Raw genomic sequence first — 15933 nt, 5'->3', positions numbered from 1 at the left:
AGATTAGATACCCCGCCGGAGAACGATACTCTTCAGGAAAACATTAGGAAAGAAGCAGTTACTCTCTGATTGTTCGTTGATCACACACAATATGAAGTCTACCATGGGTCTGTTATTTTCCCTTTACGGCACAAGGTAATAACGTCTTCCCGCTCAGGAACCGGATAGATAAAAATGAACAAATCTAACTTCGACTTTCTCAAAGGCGTCAACGACTTCATTTACGCCATCGCCTGCGCGGCGGAAAACAACTATCCGGACGATCCTAATACCACTCTGATAAAAATGCGCATGTTTGGCGAAGCCACCGCGAAACATCTCGGCCAGTTGCTGGATATACCCGCCTGCGAAAACCAGCATGACCTGCTGCGCGAACTGGGCAAGATTGCGTTTATTGATGACGGCATCCTTTCTGTTTTCCACAAGCTGCGCCGTATCGGTAACCTGGCCGTCCACGAATTTCATAACGATCTGGACGATGCCCAGATGTGCCTGCGGCTCGGGTTCCGCCTCAGCGTCTGGTACTACCGACTGGTGACCAAAGATTACGATTTCCCGGTGCCGATGTTTGTTTTGCCAGAACACGGCGAGAATCTTTATCACCAGGAAGTGCTGACGCTGAAACAACAGCTGGAACGTCAGGCACAAGAGAAAGTACAAAGCCAGGCCGAACTGGAAGCTCAGCAGCAGAGACTGGTTGCGCTCAACGGCTACATTGCCATCCTTGAGGGCAAACAGCAGGAAACCGAAGCCCAGACCAAAGCGCGTCTGGCCGCGCTGGAGGCACAGCTTGCGGCAAAAGATGCCGAACTGGCGAAGCAAACCGAACAGGAACGTAAGGCCTATCATAAAGAAATCACCGACCAGGCTGTCAAACGCACGTTGGAACTCAATGAAGAAGAGAGTCGCTTCCTGATTGACGCCCAGTTGCGTAAAGCGGGCTGGCAGGCCGATAGCAAAACGTTACGCTTTGCCAAAGGCGCTCGCCCGGAACCCGGCGTCAATAAAGCGATTGCCGAATGGCCGACGGGCACAGATGAAACGGGAAAAACAGGCTTTGCCGATTACGTGCTGTTCGTTGGCCTGAAGCCCATCGCCGTCGTTGAAGCGAAACGCAAAAATACCGATGTCTTCAGCAAGCTCAACGAGTCTTACCGTTACAGTAAATACTTCGATAACGGATTTTTACGCGACACGCTGCTGGAGCACTACGCTCCCGACGAAGTGCATGACGCCGTGCCGGAGTATGAAATCAGCTGGCAGGACACCAGCGGTCAACAGCGCTTTAAAATCCCCTTCTGCTATTCCACCAACGGGCGCGAATACCGCGCAGCGATGAAGACCAAAAGCGGTATCTGGTATCGCGATGTCCGACACACCACCAATATGTCAAAAGCGCTGCCGGAATGGCATCGTCCGGAAGAGCTGGTCGCCATGCTGGGCAGCGATCCGCAGAAACAAAACCAGTGGTTTGCCGAAAACCCCGGAATGAGCGAACTCGGCCTGCGCTATTACCAGGAAGATGCCGTCCGCGCGGTGGAAAAAGCTATCGTTAACGGTCAGCAACACATCCTGCTGGCGATGGCGACCGGTACCGGTAAAACCCGTACCGCCATCGCCCTGATGTTCCGTCTGATCCAGTCGCAGCGTTTCAAGCGCGTCCTGTTCCTGGTCGATCGTCGCTCGCTCGGCGAGCAGGCGCTGGGGGCGTTTGAAGACACGCGCATTAACGGTGATACCTTTAACAGCATTTTTGATATCAAAGGGTTGACCGATAAATTCCCGGAAGACAGTACCAAAATCCACGTCGCCACGGTGCAGTCGCTGGTCAAGCGCACGCTGCAATCCGATGAGCCGATGCCGGTTGGCCGCTACGACTGTATCGTGGTTGATGAAGCGCACCGCGGCTACATTCTCGATAAAGAGCAGACCGAAGGCGAGTTGCAGTTCCGCAGCCAACTGGATTACGTTTCCGCCTATCGCCGCATTCTCGACCACTTCGACGCGGTAAAAATCGCCCTGACCGCCACGCCAGCGCTGCACACGGTTGATATTTTCGGCGAGCCGGTTTACCGCTACACCTACCGTACGGCGGTGATCGACGGCTACCTGATCGATCAGGATCCCCCTATTCAGATCGTCACCCGTAACGCGCAGGATGGGGTCTATCTTTCCGAAGGTGAACAGGTGGAACGCCTGAACCCACAGGGCGAGCTGATCAACGACACGCTGGCCGACGATCAGGATTTTGAGGTCGCCGATTTTAACCGTGGCCTGGTGATCCCTGCGTTTAACCGCGCGGTATGCGGCGAGCTCACCAACTACCTGGATCCCACCGGGCAGCAAAAAACGCTGGTGTTCTGCGTCACCAACGCCCATGCCGATATGGTGGTTGACGAACTGCGTACCGCGTTTAAGAAAAAGTATCCGCAGTTGGAGCACGACGCGATCATCAAGATCACCGGTGATGCCGATAAAGATGCGAAGAAAGTGCAAAGCATGATCGTCCGCTTCAACAAAGAACGGCTGCCCAATATCGTGGTCACCGTCGATCTGCTGACCACCGGCGTGGATATTCCGTCCATCTGCAATATTGTGTTTCTGCGCAAAGTCAAAAGCCGCATTCTCTACGAACAGATGAAGGGCCGCGCCACGCGTCTGTGTCCGTCAGTGGGGAAAACCAGCTTTAAGATTTTCGACTGCGTCGATATATACAGCTCGCTGGAAAGCGTCGACACCATGCGCCCGGTGGTTGTGCGTCCGCAGGTAGAGCTACAAACGCTGGTCAATGAAATTACCGATTCAGAAACCTACAAAACCATTGAAGCGGATGGCCGCAGTTTCGCCGAACACAGCCATGAACAACTGGTCGCCAAACTGCAGCGGATTATCGGCCTCGCCACCTATAATCGTGACCGCAGCGAAGCGGTGGATAAGCAGGTCCGCCGTCTGGACGAACTGTGTCTGGATGCGGCAGGCGTCAACTTTGGCGGTCTGGCCTCGCGTCTGCGGGAAAAAGGGCCGCACTGGAGCGCCGAGATTTTCAATAAGCTTCCCGGCTTTATCGCCCGCCTCGAAAGGCTGAAAACCGATATCAACGCCCTGCGCGATGCCCCCATTTTCCTTGATATTGACGATGAGGTGGTGAGCGTCAAATCGCTATACGGCGATTACGACACGCCGCAGGATTTCCTCGAAGCGTTTGATGCGCTGGTGCAGCACGCCCCTAACGCCCAGCCGGCGCTGCAGGCGGTGATCAATCGCCCGCGCGACCTCACCCGCAAAGGGCTGGTGGAATTGCAGGAGTGGTTTGACCGCCAGCATTTTGAAGAGTCGTCCCTGCGCAGCGCGTGGAAAGCGACGCGCAACGAAGATATTGCCGCCCGCCTGATCGGCCATATCCGCCGCGCGGCGGTGGGCGATGCGCTCAAACCGTTCGACGAGCGTGTCGATCACGCGCTGGCGCGTATCAAAGGCGAGAACGACTGGAGCCCTGAGCAGCTAAGCTGGCTCGACCGTTTAGCGCAGGCGCTGAAAGAGAAAGTGGTGCTCGACGACGACGTCTTCAAAACCGGCAATTTCCACCGTCGCGGCGGTAAGCCCATGTTACAGCGCACCTTTGATGACAACCTCGACAGCGTGCTGGATAAGTTCAGCGATTACATCTGGGACGAGCTGGCTTAAGAGGGTATCATCCCCGTTTTCGCCGGATGGCGGCGATGCCTTATCCGGCCTACACGTAACCCTGTAGGCCTGATAAGCGAAGCGCCATCAGGCATCTGAAATGCTCAATCACTTTTGCGACCCACAATGGTGGTCGCCATGTCAAATGGGATCTTCAATGAACAATAACGATCTGGTCGCCAAGCTGTGGAAACTGTGCGACAACCTGCGCGACGGCGGCGTCTCCTATCAAAACTACGTCAATGAACTCGCCTCGCTGCTGTTTTTGAAAATGTGCAAAGAAACCGGCCAGGAAGCGGACTACCTGCCGGAAGGCTACCGCTGGGATGACCTGAAGTCGCGTATTGGCCAGGATCAGATGCAGTTCTACCGTAACCTGCTGGTTCAGTTAGGCTCAGATGAGAAAAAGCTGGTGCAGGCGGTCTTCCATAATGTCAGCACCACCATTGAGCAACCCAAACAGTTGACTGAACTGGTCAGCTATATGGATGCGCTGGACTGGTACAATGGCGACCACGGGAAGTCCCGCGACGACTTCGGCGATATGTACGAAGGGCTGTTGCAAAAGAACGCCAACGAAACCAAATCCGGCGCGGGCCAGTACTTCACCCCGCGTCCACTGATTAAAACCATTATCCATCTGCTGAAGCCGCAGCCGCGTGAAGTGGTGCAGGACCCGGCAGCGGGTACGGCGGGCTTTTTGATTGAAGCCGACCGTTACGTGAAGTCGCAGACCCACGATCTCGATGACCTTGATGGCGACACTCAGGATTTCCAGATCCACCGCGCGTTTATCGGCCTTGAACTGGTACCCGGCACCCGTCGTCTGGCGCTGATGAACTGCCTGCTGCACGATATTGAAGGCAACCTCGACCACGGTGGCGCCATCCGTCTGGGCAACACGCTGGGCAGCGACGGCGAAAACCTGCCGAAGGCGCATATTGTCGCCACCAACCCGCCGTTTGGCAGCGCCGCGGGTACCAACATCACCCGCACCTTCGTGCACCCGACCAGCAACAAACAGTTGTGCTTTATGCAGCATATTATTGAAACCCTGCACCCCGGCGGCCGTGCGGCGGTGGTGGTGCCGGATAACGTACTGTTTGAAGGCGGCAAGGGTACCGATATTCGTCGCGACCTGATGGACAAATGCCATCTGCACACCATCCTGCGTCTGCCGACCGGCATCTTTTACGCCCAGGGCGTCAAAACCAACGTGCTGTTCTTTACCAAAGGCACGGTCGCCAATCCGCATCAGGATAAAAACTGCACCGACGACGTGTGGGTGTATGACCTGCGGACCAATATGCCGAGCTTCGGCAAGCGCACGCCGTTTACCGAGCAGCATCTGCAGCCGTTTGAAACTGTCTACGGCGAAGATCCACACGGCTTAAGTCCGCGTGAAGAAGGGGAGTGGAGCTTTAACGCCGAAGAGAGCGAAGTCGCCGACAGCGAAGAGAACAAGAACACTGACCAGCACCAGGCCACCAGCCGCTGGCGCAAGTTCAGCCGCGAGTGGATCCGCAGCGCAAAATCCGATTCGCTGGATATCTCCTGGCTGAAGGATAAAGACAGCATCGACGCCGACAGTCTGCCGGAGCCGGACGTGCTGGCGGCAGAAGCGATGGGCGAGCTGGTACAGGCGCTGGGCGAACTGGATGCGCTGATGCGCGAGCTGGGCGCGGGCGATGAAGCGGATGCTCAGCGTCAGTTGCTGAATGAAGCGTTTGGCGAGGTGAAGGCATGAGTGGGGGGAAATTGCCGGAGGGGTGGGCTACAAGCACAATCAATGAAATGTGCAACCTCAATCCCAAACTTAAACTTGATGATGATTTAGATGTTGGATTTATGCCGATGGCCGGTGTTCCAACAACCTATTTAGGTAAATGTAACTTTGAAACCAAAAAGTGGAGTGAAGTAAAAAAAGGATTTACTCAATTTCAGAACGATGATGTTATTTTTGCCAAAATCACGCCATGCTTCGAAAATGGAAAAGCTGTTGTAATCAAAGAATTCCCTAACGGCTATGGTGCCGGTAGCACTGAATATTATGTTCTTCGGTCTATTAATGGGTTAATTAATCCCCATTGGTTGTTTGCTTTAGTTAAAACTAAAGATTTTTTAACTAATGGAGCACTTAATATGTCCGGTTCAGTCGGACATAAACGTGTTACTAAAGAATTTCTTGAGAACTATGGTGTTCCTGTCCCACCTCTTGCCGAACAAAAAGTCATCGCCGAAAAACTCGATACGCTGCTGGCGCAGGTAGACAGCACCAAAGCACGTCTTGAGCAAATCCCACAAATCCTGAAACGTTTTCGCCAATCAGTGATAGTTGCAGCAGTAAACGGGCAACTGACAAAAGAACTTCATAAAAAAAATAAATTCAAGTTAACAGAATTGAATATTTCTATTCCATCTTTATGGAAAATCAGTGAGATTGGTCAATTTGCTGATGTCAAAGGTGGCAAGAGATTACCTAAAGGTGAATCATTAATAGCTGAGAATACAGGGTTTCCATATATTAGAGCAGGGCAGCTAAAAAATGGAACTGTTCTTCCTGAAGGACAACTATACTTAGAAGAATATATACAAAAAAGTATTTCTAGATATACAGTCTCATCTGGAGATCTTTATATAACTATTGTTGGTGCATGTATTGGTGATGCTGGTATAATTCCAGATGCTTATAATAATGCAAATTTAACTGAAAATGCTGCCAAGATATGTAATTTAAACGAAAATATTTTCAATAGATTTCTTTCTTTATGGCTGAGAAGTAGTTATCTTCAGGATATTATCAATTCAGAAATAAAATCAGGAGCTCAAGGGAAGTTGGCTTTGGCAAGGATAAAATCACTCCCATTGATACTACCACCACTCCAAGAACAACACGAAATCGTCCGCCGCGTCGAACAACTCTTCGCCTACGCCGACACCATTGAAAAGCAGGTCAACAACGCCCTGACCCGCGTCAACAGCCTCACCCAGTCGATCCTGGCGAAGGCCTTCCGCGGCGAGCTGACCGCCCAGTGGCGTGCGGAAAACCCTGAACTTATCAGCGGTGAAAACAGCGCCGCCGCCCTGCTGGAAAAAATTAAGGCCGAACGCGCCGCCAGCGGCGGTAAAAAAACCTCGCGTAAAAAAGCCTGACCTTTATTTTCAAGCGCACCTTCCCGGTGCGCTTTTTATTATTTCCCCGCAATCATAACCATCAAAAATATATCCAGTTTATTCCTGAACATTCCCATTACAGTCTATTTTCAGCTGGACTTTTCTTTTATTTACTGATGTTATGTACAGGTATTTAGCGCGATATGGCCGTGCGGGAACACGGCCATATCGCTCATCACAATCACTATTTTAGGGAATAGCCATCATGACTACCGTCCATTCTATTGCAGATCCGTGCGATCCAGAAGTCTCCCCAACAAATAACCGTCACCTTACCGTGAGTTATGCGAGTCGTTATCCGGATTATACCCGCATTCCCGCCCTCACCATGAAGGGCCAGTGGCTGGAAGCCGCCGGTTTCGCCACCGGTACCGAGGTGGATGTGAGGGTGATGAACGGCTGTATTGTGCTGACGGCACAGCAGCCGCAACCAGAAGAAAGCGAGTTGATGCAGTCGCTGCGTCAGGTGTGCAAGCTATCGGCGCGTAAGCAAAAGCAGGTGCAGGCGTTTATCAGCGTGATGGCAGGTTCTAATTAAACGCATAAAATAAGCTGGCAAAGAACCCTTGCCAGCTTTAATTATAATTCATATCAATGATTGAAGGGAAACCATGCAGCTAAAAGTAAAAGAAAACATTACGCTTTGGAGAAATGAAGGATTAATTTTTTATATCATCCTGGGATTTCTATGTACTTTATTTATGGAGGTCAACGCACTATTACCATACTATCTTCAGCAAAGTATATTTTTCGAAACGCTGATGAATTACATGGTCTTCAATACGTTATTTTCGCTTGCCTTATGTGAGATTTTTTTTGCGATGCTGGTAGTTGTTTGTAATAACACTAAACTAGAGAAGCTTACAAATAATATTTTGCAAGAGTTACATAAAAGAATTATGCAAGGTTCTTTCGTTATATCCTTCTTATCTTTCGGAATATCTCTATTTTGTATGATGGCATTCTGTATTGGTTCGCTGATAATAAATAATAATTACTATGGAAAACATGCCATAAATTTTGCTTACCCATTTGTTTTATTTCTATCCTTCCCTTATCTTATACATAAATGTATAACAATCCTGTGTACTCAATTAAAAGGATTTCCCAAAGGCAAAATTCATGCAGCCATAATAATGTTACTGATAATTGCAGCCGCCATTATCATTCCATGCATATTTAACAAAAAAGAAAAAATGACTATAACCATTGATAAGGAAAAATATCATGCGATTGAGCAAAAAACTAAGGTAAAACCAGAAAAATATATTGAGAAAAAGATTAATGATATTAATATTAATGATATAAAATAGTGAGCATGCATAACATAAGGGCATAGTAATATATCATAAAATCCTTTAACTACTATTGCCCTTGAATAGATCCACTATTCCACATCCTTCCTTTCCAACCCTATATCCTTTAACTGCTCGTCACTCATTCGTCGCAGCGCCTGACAGGCCCGCTTACGCAGCCACCACCTTTTTAGCGCCCGTCTGAGCTGCACAAAGCCAATGAATGGTTGTCTGGGGCGGTTCTCGTAAAATTCCATACCGGCCTCCGCATAGAACAGAAAATGCGGGCATCATGAATGTCTGTACAAACAATATCGGGATAAAAAGCACGGTTAGTGCAACGTGGATAAATAAGGAGGGCGATTGAAGGTGTTTTGTTCGCTTATTTCGTTCTGATTTAAGATCCGCGTCCTTCGCTGCAAAAAGCCAGGCCCCTCCCGTTTTCAGAGGGGCAACAGGGATTAGCGGCGCACCACTACCAGCTTCTGGTTCACAAACTCCTTAATCCCCAGATCCGATAGCTCGCGTCCGAAGCCCGAACGCTTAACGCCGCCGAACGGCAGCTCCGCTGCGGTGTCGGTCAGCCAGTTGATATAAACCATCCCGGTTTCAATCCGGGAGGCCATGCGTTTAGCGCGTTCGATATTCTGACTAAACACCGCGCCGCCCAGGCCGTAGTGGGAATCGTTGGCGAGTTTTACCGCCTCGTCATCGTCTTTCACCACATACATCTGCGCCACCGGGCCGAAGAACTCGTCAAAGTACGCCGGGTTGTCACGCGTAATGTGGGTCAGAATGGTCGGCTCAAAGAAGTTGCCTTTGCTTTCCAGCGGCTTGCCGCCAACGTGCAGCGTCGCGCCATTTTTCACCGCTTCCTCGACCTGTCTGGTCAGTGTATCCAGAGCATCTTTCGATGACAGCGGCCCCAGTTCGGTAGAAGCGTCCATCTGATCCCCCACCTTCACCTTCCTGAATGCCTCGGTGAACTGGCTGAGGAATTGATCGGCGATTTTCTCATGCAAGATAAAGCGCTTCGCCGCCGTACATACCTGCCCCGCATTAGTGAGCCGTGCCTGCACGCCAATTTTCACCGCTTTCTCAAGATCGGCATCGTCCAGCACGACGAACACATCGTTCCCACCCAGTTCCAGCGTCGATTTTTTAATGTGCTTCGCCGCCTGTGCCGCCACAGCGCTCCCCGCTTTTTCAGATCCGGTCAGCGCCGCGCCCTGCACGCGCGGGTCGGCGATGATGTTCGCCACCTGATCGGAGGAAATAAACAGGTTGGTCCATGCGCCTTCCGGCGCGCCGGCTTCACGCACCAGATGGGCAAATGTCTCGGCGCAGTGCGGTACGATGCTGGCATGTTTCGCCAGCACCGGGTTACCAGCGGCCAGGTTCGGCGCCAGCACACGCATCAACTGATAGTACGGGAAGTTCCACGGCTCAACGGCCATGATGACGCCAATCGGATGATGTTCTACCCACGCGTCGCCAAACTCGGTTTTATAAGGCACCGGGGCAAGAAACTGCTTCGCGTTATCCGCATAATAGCGAGCGATCTGCGCGCATAGTTTGACTTCGCCACGGCTTTGCTCGATGAGCTTGCCCATCTCCTGGCTGGCGATTTTTGCCAGTTCTTCAACACGGCTGTCGATCAAGTCAGCCAGCTTATGCAGTACCGGCAGACGTTGGTCAATCTCTCCCTTGGACCAGTCGGAGTGATAGAGCGCGTCAGCTTTTTGCAGCGCGGCTTCAATATCCGCGTCCGTGTGCGGGGGGTACTCTTTAATGAGCTGATTATTGGCAGGATTCACTGTCTGGTAAGCCATATCACATGTCTCCTTGTTATCGTCATTAAGGCAGCCGTAAATGCCGCTCAGAACAATAAGGGTAGTAGAGATGGCTGGCGCTATCGGTAAAGTTCGGTATATTCGTGCGGTTATCAGCGATAATTATAGAGAGCGTTGCCCGGCGGGCACCGGGCCTGCAACATTCAGACTGGAACCGCGTTAGTGGCTAACATCCTGAAGCTCTTCAGCCGTAAGGCCGGTGAACCGCTGGACAGTCTCGCGGTCAAGTCCGTCCGCCAGCATCTGTCTGGCGATACGCAATGCGGCAACATGCTGACCTTTTTCCAGCCCTTTTTCTAATCCTTCTGCTAATCCTTCCTCCAGACCGAGCTGTCTTCCTTGCCGTTCCCCTTTTCTGCGATCCGCTGCGCGGATCCTCTCTATCAGCGTCATCAGTCTCTCCTTAGTGTGCGGGACATGCCCTACCACATCACGAATAAACGTGGTGAAACGAGGCGTATGTCCGTGCTGAATCATAAGATAATTAAACAGCGCTTTAAGCTGCCTGTCATTAGCGCAACCAGTAACTAACAGCGAAGCAATCCGTTCAACCAGTCCCAGCAGGTCCCGCTGGCGGATATGTTTTTGGATGAGCTCCAGCAGCGCAATGCGGCGGTGCTGCATAATGTCATCATCCGATACCACCGTAATGTCGACCAGCGGAAAGGCAGCGGCATAGAGTCTTCTTGCCACTTCCGGGTTCGCAAACTCATCCAGCCAGCACAGCGAAAAAGGATACGGGCTATCAACACCGTGATAAAACAGCATCGGCACCACCAGCGGAAGATGCTTATGCCCCGCATCCAGATGCTGTTGCATTGCCGCCATCGCATACCGCATCAGCCGAAACGCCATATGCGCATCCGGCGTGCTCTGATGTTCAATCACGACATAGATATAACCGTCGCCCTCGCGCGTTTTCAGCGACCAAAGCACATCGGAATAATAGGCTCGCAGATTTTTTTCAATAAAACTGCCGGGCTCCAGCTTTAGCGTCCGCAGGTCGCAAAGCTGGCGTAACGACACCGGCAGATGAATCTCCATAAAATCGCGTGCGGTTTCCGGGTGGCGCAAAAAGGTTTTAAACACCGCATCATGCGGTGTTGAGGTCGTCGATTTTTTCATGGCGCTCCGTCACCCCAAACCAGGATGCTGCGACTCTACCTCCTGAAAACTCCTTTCTCATCCGTACCTTTTCAGCATTGCGAGGCGCGACGGAAGATAAATCCTGTTATCTGTAATGCATATGCATTTTCGGAACTGAACACGCAAAATGCCAGTCTGCGCGCCCTGCCTTTATCTTTATTAACCAGACAAACTCTTTTGATTAACATCAAAATTTAATTACACTTAATGTGTATATTTTCCGTGCAACGTAAATTTCCCGAGGTGTGATGTGCTGATTGTTATCTGTAATCGCCACACGTTCTGACGAGATTCAGAACGCGTCTCTTCCTGTCTGTGTTTTCACCGGCAGCGTTTTTGATTACATGAAATTCAGTACATCCGCAGCCGCTGTTTCCATCGCCTGCCTGACGTCACGATGACGGTATTGAGTTTCGCTGTCCCATCATGGGGTTCTCCGACATGGAGCGCATTTTTTATGCAACGGATTATTCAGTTTTTCTCCCAACGCGCCACAACGTTATTTTTCCCGATGGCGCTGATTTTGTACGATTTTGCCGCCTATCTGACGACGGATCTGATTCAGCCTGGCATCATTAACGTCGTGCGCGATTTTAATGCTGACGTCAGTCTTGCGCCGGCCTCGGTCAGTCTCTATCTGGCGGGAGGAATGGCGTTGCAATGGCTTCTGGGGCCGCTATCCGACAGGATTGGCCGCCGGCCAGTGCTGATTGCAGGCGCATTAATTTTTACTCTCGCCTGCGCGGCAACGCTATTGACGACCTCAATGACGCAGTTTCTGATTGCCCGTTTTGTGCAGGGCACCAGCATTTGCTTTATCGCAACGGTCGGCTACGTCACGGTACAGGAGGCCTTCGGTCAAACCAAAGCCATTAAGCTGATGGCGATTATTACCTCCATTGTGCTGGTCGCTCCGGTTATCGGCCCGCTCTCCGGCGCCGCGCTGATGCACTTCGTTCACTGGAAGGTACTGTTCGGTATTATTGCGGTGATGGGACTGTTGGCGTTGTGCGGCCTGCTGCTGGCAATGCCAGAAACGGTGCAACGCGGCGCGGTGCCGTTCAGCGCGGTGAGCGTACTGCGCGATTTTCGTAATGTGTTTCGCAACCCGATTTTTCTCACCGGGGCGGCGACGCTGTCGTTGAGCTACATCCCGATGATGAGCTGGGTGGCGGTGTCGCCGGTGATCCTAATCGATGCCGGCGGGATGAGTACTTCGCAATTCGCCTGGGCGCAGGTGCCCGTATTCGGCGCGGTGATCGTGGCCAATATGATCGTTGTGCGCCTGGTGAAAGATCCGACCCGACCGCGTTTTATCTGGCGCGCCGTACCAATCCAGTTAAGCGGGCTGGCGACATTGCTCCTCGGTAATCTTCTTCTGCCGCACGTCTGGCTTTGGTCTGTGCTGGGCACCAGCCTGTACGCGTTCGGCATTGGCATGATTTTCCCGACGCTGTTTCGCTTCACGCTTTTCTCCAACAACTTGCCAAAAGGGACGGTTTCAGCCTCGCTGAACATGGTGATTCTGACGGTGATGGCGGTGTCGGTCGAAGTTGGCCGCTGGCTGTGGTTTCACGGCGGGAGACTGCCGTTTCACCTGCTGGCAGCGGTGGCCGGGGTGATTGTGGTCTTCACCCTGGCGACACTATTACAGCGCGTGCGCCAGCATGAGGCGGCAGAACTGGCCGCTGAGAAGTAAACACTCTGCCGGATAGAGGCTTATCCGGCAAAGGATAACCTGATGTTTTTTGCACGTTCCTGCCGTCTGGCTCTATCCTTAACCCTATGAATAAAATCGCCGAACTCAAACGCGCTAAACGCCTGGCGCTCTCACTGTTGCTGATAGCCGCCGCGACGTTTGTAACCACGCTTTTCCTGCCGCCCAATTTTTGGGTGCTGGGCGTAAAAGCTATTGCCGAAGCGGCGATGGTTGGCGCGCTGGCGGACTGGTTTGCCGTGGTGGCGCTGTTTCGCCGCATTCCCATTCCGTTTATTTCACGACATACGGCGATTATTCCCCGTAATAAAGACCGAATCGGCGAAAATCTTGGGCAATTTGTGCAGGAGAAGTTCCTTGATACGCAGTCGCTGATCGCGCTAATCCGCCGCCATGAACCCGCGCTGCTTATCGGAAACTGGTTCAGCCAGCCGGACAACGCCAGCCGGGTCGGGCAGCATCTGCTGCAAATTATGAGCGGCTTTCTGGAACTAACCGATGACGCCCGTATTCAGCGGCTGCTCAAGCGAGCGGTACATAAGGCGATTGATAAAGTGGATCTTTCCGGCACCAGCGCCCTGATGCTGGAAAGCATGACCAAAAACGATCGTCACCAGGTGTTACTCGATACGCTGATCGCCCAGCTTATCGCCCTGTTACAGCGTGACAGCTCCCGAACATTTATCGCCAGACAGATCATACGCTGGCTGGAGACCGAACATCCGTTAAAAGCGAAGATTCTGCCGACCGAATGGCTGGGAGAACACAGCGCTGAACTGGTCTCCGACGCGGTGAATTCTCTGCTGGATGATATCAGTCACGACCGCGCGCATCAGATTCGTCATGCCTTCGATCGCGCGACGTATAAGCTGATCGATAAACTTAAACATGATCCGGAAATGGCTGCCCGGGCAGAAAACATTAAAAGTTACCTGAAGGAAGATGAGGCGTTTAACCGTTATCTCGGCGAAATCTGGGCGGATCTACGCCAGTGGTTAAAAACAGATATCAACGCCGAAGACTCAAAGGTGAAGCAGCGCATCGCTCATGCCGGACAATGGTTTGGCGAGACGCTGATCGCCGACGACGCATTACGCGCCTCGCTTAACGGTCATCTGGAACAGGCCGCGCACCGCGTCGCGCCGGAATTCGCCGCCTTCCTGACGCGCCACATCAGCGATACCGTAAAAGGCTGGGATGCGCGCGATATGTCGCAGCAGATTGAGCTTAATATCGGTAAAGATTTGCAGTTTATCCGCGTGAACGGCACGCTGGTCGGCGGCGCTATTGGTCTGGTGTTATATTTACTGTCGCAAATACCGGCACTGCTCAGTATCTAAGAAGGGGAAGGCGCAATTCTCGTTCAGATTAACTGCCAAACCCCGCACGTGGGAGGCATTAATTTAATGCCATTTCCCACCGATGCCCCTCTTCTCAATCCGTTATTCGCCTGCGCTTCACTTTCTTTTCTTGCAAATTTGAAACATTAATTTTACTTTTTATTATCATTTACAACAACAATCCGGCACTCCTGCCTTACTTTAGCAAAGAGAAAAACCATGGTTCATGCTCAGAGCGCTTCACCTCGCCATCCCATTTTTACGGCGCTTTTCGGTATGATGGTATTGACGCTGGGGATGGGAGTTGGCCGCTTTCTGTATACGCCCATGCTGCCGGTAATGCTGGCGGAAAAGCAGCTAACGTTTAACCAACTCTCCTGGATTGCCAGCGCCAATTATGCAGGGTACCTGGCGGGAAGCTTACTGTTTTCCTTTGGCCTTTTTCATCTCCCCTCTCGTCTACGCCCCATGCTGCTGGCTTCGGCGGTCGCCACCGGTATTCTTATTCTGTCTATGGCGATATTTACTCAGCCCGCGGTCGTCATGTTGGTACGCTTCCTGGCAGGCGTCGCGAGCGCGGGAATGATGATTTTTGGATCAATGATTGTGTTGCATCATACCCGCCATCCGTTTGTTATCGCCGCGCTCTTTTCCGGCGTCGGGGCCGGGATTGCACTGGGCAACGAATATGTCATTGGCGGTTTACATTATGCGCTTTCGGCCCATTCGCTATGGCTGGGGGCCGGAGCGCTCGCTGGTATATTGCTATTAATCGTGGCAATGTTGATTCCCCCCCGCGCTCATGCGCTGCCGCCTGCGCCCTTAGCAAGAATCGAAAATCAGCCTATGCCCTGGTGGCAACTGGCGCTGTTGTATGGTTTCGCCGGATTCGGCTACATCATTGTCGCTACCTATTTGCCGCTGATGGCGAAAAGCACGGGCTCTCCGCTACTCACGGCGCACCTTTGGTCGTTGGTCGGCCTGGCGATCATTCCCGGCTGCTTCGGCTGGCTGTGGGCGGCAAAACATTGGGGCGTCCTGCCATGCCTGACCGCGAACCTGTTGATCCAGAGCGCCTGCGTGCTGCTGTCTCTCGCCAGCGACTCATTGTTGCTGTTAATACTGAGCAGTATTGGTTTTGGCGCCACGTTTATGGGCACAACCTCGCTGGTGATGCCGCTTGCCCGACAACTCAGCGCGCCGGGTAATATTAATTTGTTAGGCCTGGTGACGCTAACGTATGGTATTGGGCAAATTCTCGGTCCGCTCGCCGCCAGTCTGTCAGGCAATGGCGCGTCGGCAATTGTCAACGCCACGCTTTGCGGCGCCGCGGCGCTCTTTTTTGCCGCGCTGATCAGCGCCGCGCAGCAGATAAAACAAAAACGGTTTGTGATACGTGAATAAGCGGTAGAGTAAACCCGCGCTATCCGCACCGGGTTGTATCTTTAACGCTATTCGCGGCGCAATGCGGAGCTGTTTTTAATAGCACATCCTCAACACGTTATTTCAGGGTAAAGATGCCACTAAAAACTATACTTATTCTATGGTTTTTAGTGCTATCAAACTGCCTATTATTTTATATCCCCTTCATACTTCAAGTGGCTTATGTGTTGGCTACGGATTACCCGGCCCATCCATGGGCCTCGCCCTGACGGGCCGTTGCTCACCCCAGTTACATAGTTATCTATGCTCCTGGGGACTCACTCCCTTGCCGCCTTTAAGCA

At 52.0% G+C, this 15933-nt stretch carries 12 protein-coding genes; 9 read left to right on the top strand and 3 right to left on the bottom strand.

The genetic code is table 11. The annotated features are described in order from the left end of the window. Window positions 1-174 precede the first annotated feature (174 nt). From hsdR to ABVN36_RS01470, 5 genes are all read left to right on the top strand, one after another. A complete protein-coding gene (gene hsdR, locus ABVN36_RS01490) occupies window positions 175-3684 on the top strand; it encodes a type I restriction-modification system endonuclease (protein WP_023138516.1) in 3510 nt (1169 codons plus the stop codon). Window positions 3685-3841: 157 nt separating this feature from the next. Then, window positions 3842-5431: a type I restriction-modification system methyltransferase gene (gene hsdM, locus ABVN36_RS01485; RefSeq protein WP_023138515.1), complete on the top strand. Its 1590-nt coding sequence runs from the start codon at window positions 3842-3844 to the stop codon at window positions 5429-5431. Then, window positions 5428-6837, top strand: coding sequence for a restriction endonuclease subunit S (locus ABVN36_RS01480; RefSeq protein WP_023138514.1), 1410 nt, complete (start codon window positions 5428-5430; stop codon window positions 6835-6837). The genes hsdM and ABVN36_RS01480 overlap by 4 nt, the downstream gene beginning before the upstream one ends. Before the next feature lie 226 nt (window positions 6838-7063). Then, a complete protein-coding gene (gene symE, locus ABVN36_RS01475; protein WP_023138513.1) occupies window positions 7064-7396 on the top strand; it encodes an endoribonuclease SymE in 333 nt (110 codons plus the stop codon). Window positions 7397-7469: 73 nt separating this feature from the next. Beyond that, window positions 7470-8171: a hypothetical protein gene (locus ABVN36_RS01470; protein ID WP_023138512.1), complete on the top strand. Its 702-nt coding sequence runs from the start codon at window positions 7470-7472 to the stop codon at window positions 8169-8171. Window positions 8172-8245: 74 nt separating this feature from the next. Here the strand turns inward: ABVN36_RS01470 and yjiS are convergent, their stop codons facing one another. Further along, complete coding sequence (yjiS, locus tag ABVN36_RS01465; RefSeq protein ID WP_000397915.1) at window positions 8246-8410, bottom strand: DUF1127 domain-containing protein YjiS; 165 nt, start codon at window positions 8408-8410, stop codon at window positions 8246-8248. Here yjiS and ABVN36_RS01460 point away from each other — a divergent pair. After that, complete coding sequence (locus ABVN36_RS01460) at window positions 8377-8520, top strand: hypothetical protein (RefSeq protein ID WP_001541460.1); 144 nt, start codon at window positions 8377-8379, stop codon at window positions 8518-8520. The genes yjiS and ABVN36_RS01460 overlap by 34 nt on opposite strands. Window positions 8521-8614: 94 nt before the next feature. On the opposite strand, the gene ABVN36_RS01455 is transcribed toward ABVN36_RS01460, so the two are convergent. Next, window positions 8615-9985, bottom strand: coding sequence for an NAD-dependent succinate-semialdehyde dehydrogenase (locus ABVN36_RS01455; RefSeq protein WP_023138511.1), 1371 nt, complete (start codon window positions 9983-9985; stop codon window positions 8615-8617). A gap of 180 nt (window positions 9986-10165) precedes the next feature. Beyond that, on the bottom strand, window positions 10166-11131 hold the full coding sequence (locus ABVN36_RS01450; protein ID WP_000749991.1) for an Rpn family recombination-promoting nuclease/putative transposase: 966 nt from the start codon (window positions 11129-11131) through the stop codon (window positions 10166-10168). A 478-nt stretch (window positions 11132-11609) separates the two neighbouring features. Between ABVN36_RS01450 and mdtM the strand changes: the two genes are divergently transcribed. The 3 genes from mdtM to ABVN36_RS01435 all read left to right on the top strand — a co-directional run bounded on the left by mdtM (window position 11610) and on the right by ABVN36_RS01435 (window position 15613). Next, a complete protein-coding gene (gene mdtM / locus ABVN36_RS01445; protein WP_023138510.1) occupies window positions 11610-12851 on the top strand; it encodes a multidrug efflux MFS transporter MdtM in 1242 nt (413 codons plus the stop codon). 86 nt (window positions 12852-12937) lie between these two features. Further along, window positions 12938-14209 carry a DUF445 domain-containing protein gene (locus ABVN36_RS01440; RefSeq protein ID WP_021294478.1) on the top strand — a complete coding sequence of 424 codons (1272 nt, stop codon included), beginning with the start codon at window positions 12938-12940 and terminating at the stop codon, window positions 14207-14209. Window positions 14210-14428: 219 nt separating this feature from the next. Further along, complete coding sequence (locus tag ABVN36_RS01435; RefSeq protein WP_050901249.1) at window positions 14429-15613, top strand: MFS transporter; 1185 nt, start codon at window positions 14429-14431, stop codon at window positions 15611-15613. Window positions 15614-15933 lie beyond the last annotated feature (320 nt).

Source organism: Salmonella sp. SJTUF15581, from assembly GCF_043356775.1.
GTDB lineage: Bacteria > Pseudomonadota > Gammaproteobacteria > Enterobacterales > Enterobacteriaceae > Salmonella > Salmonella enterica.
The sequence above is the reverse complement of the archived record's forward strand: the minus strand, read 5'-3'. Positions and strand labels throughout refer to the sequence as shown.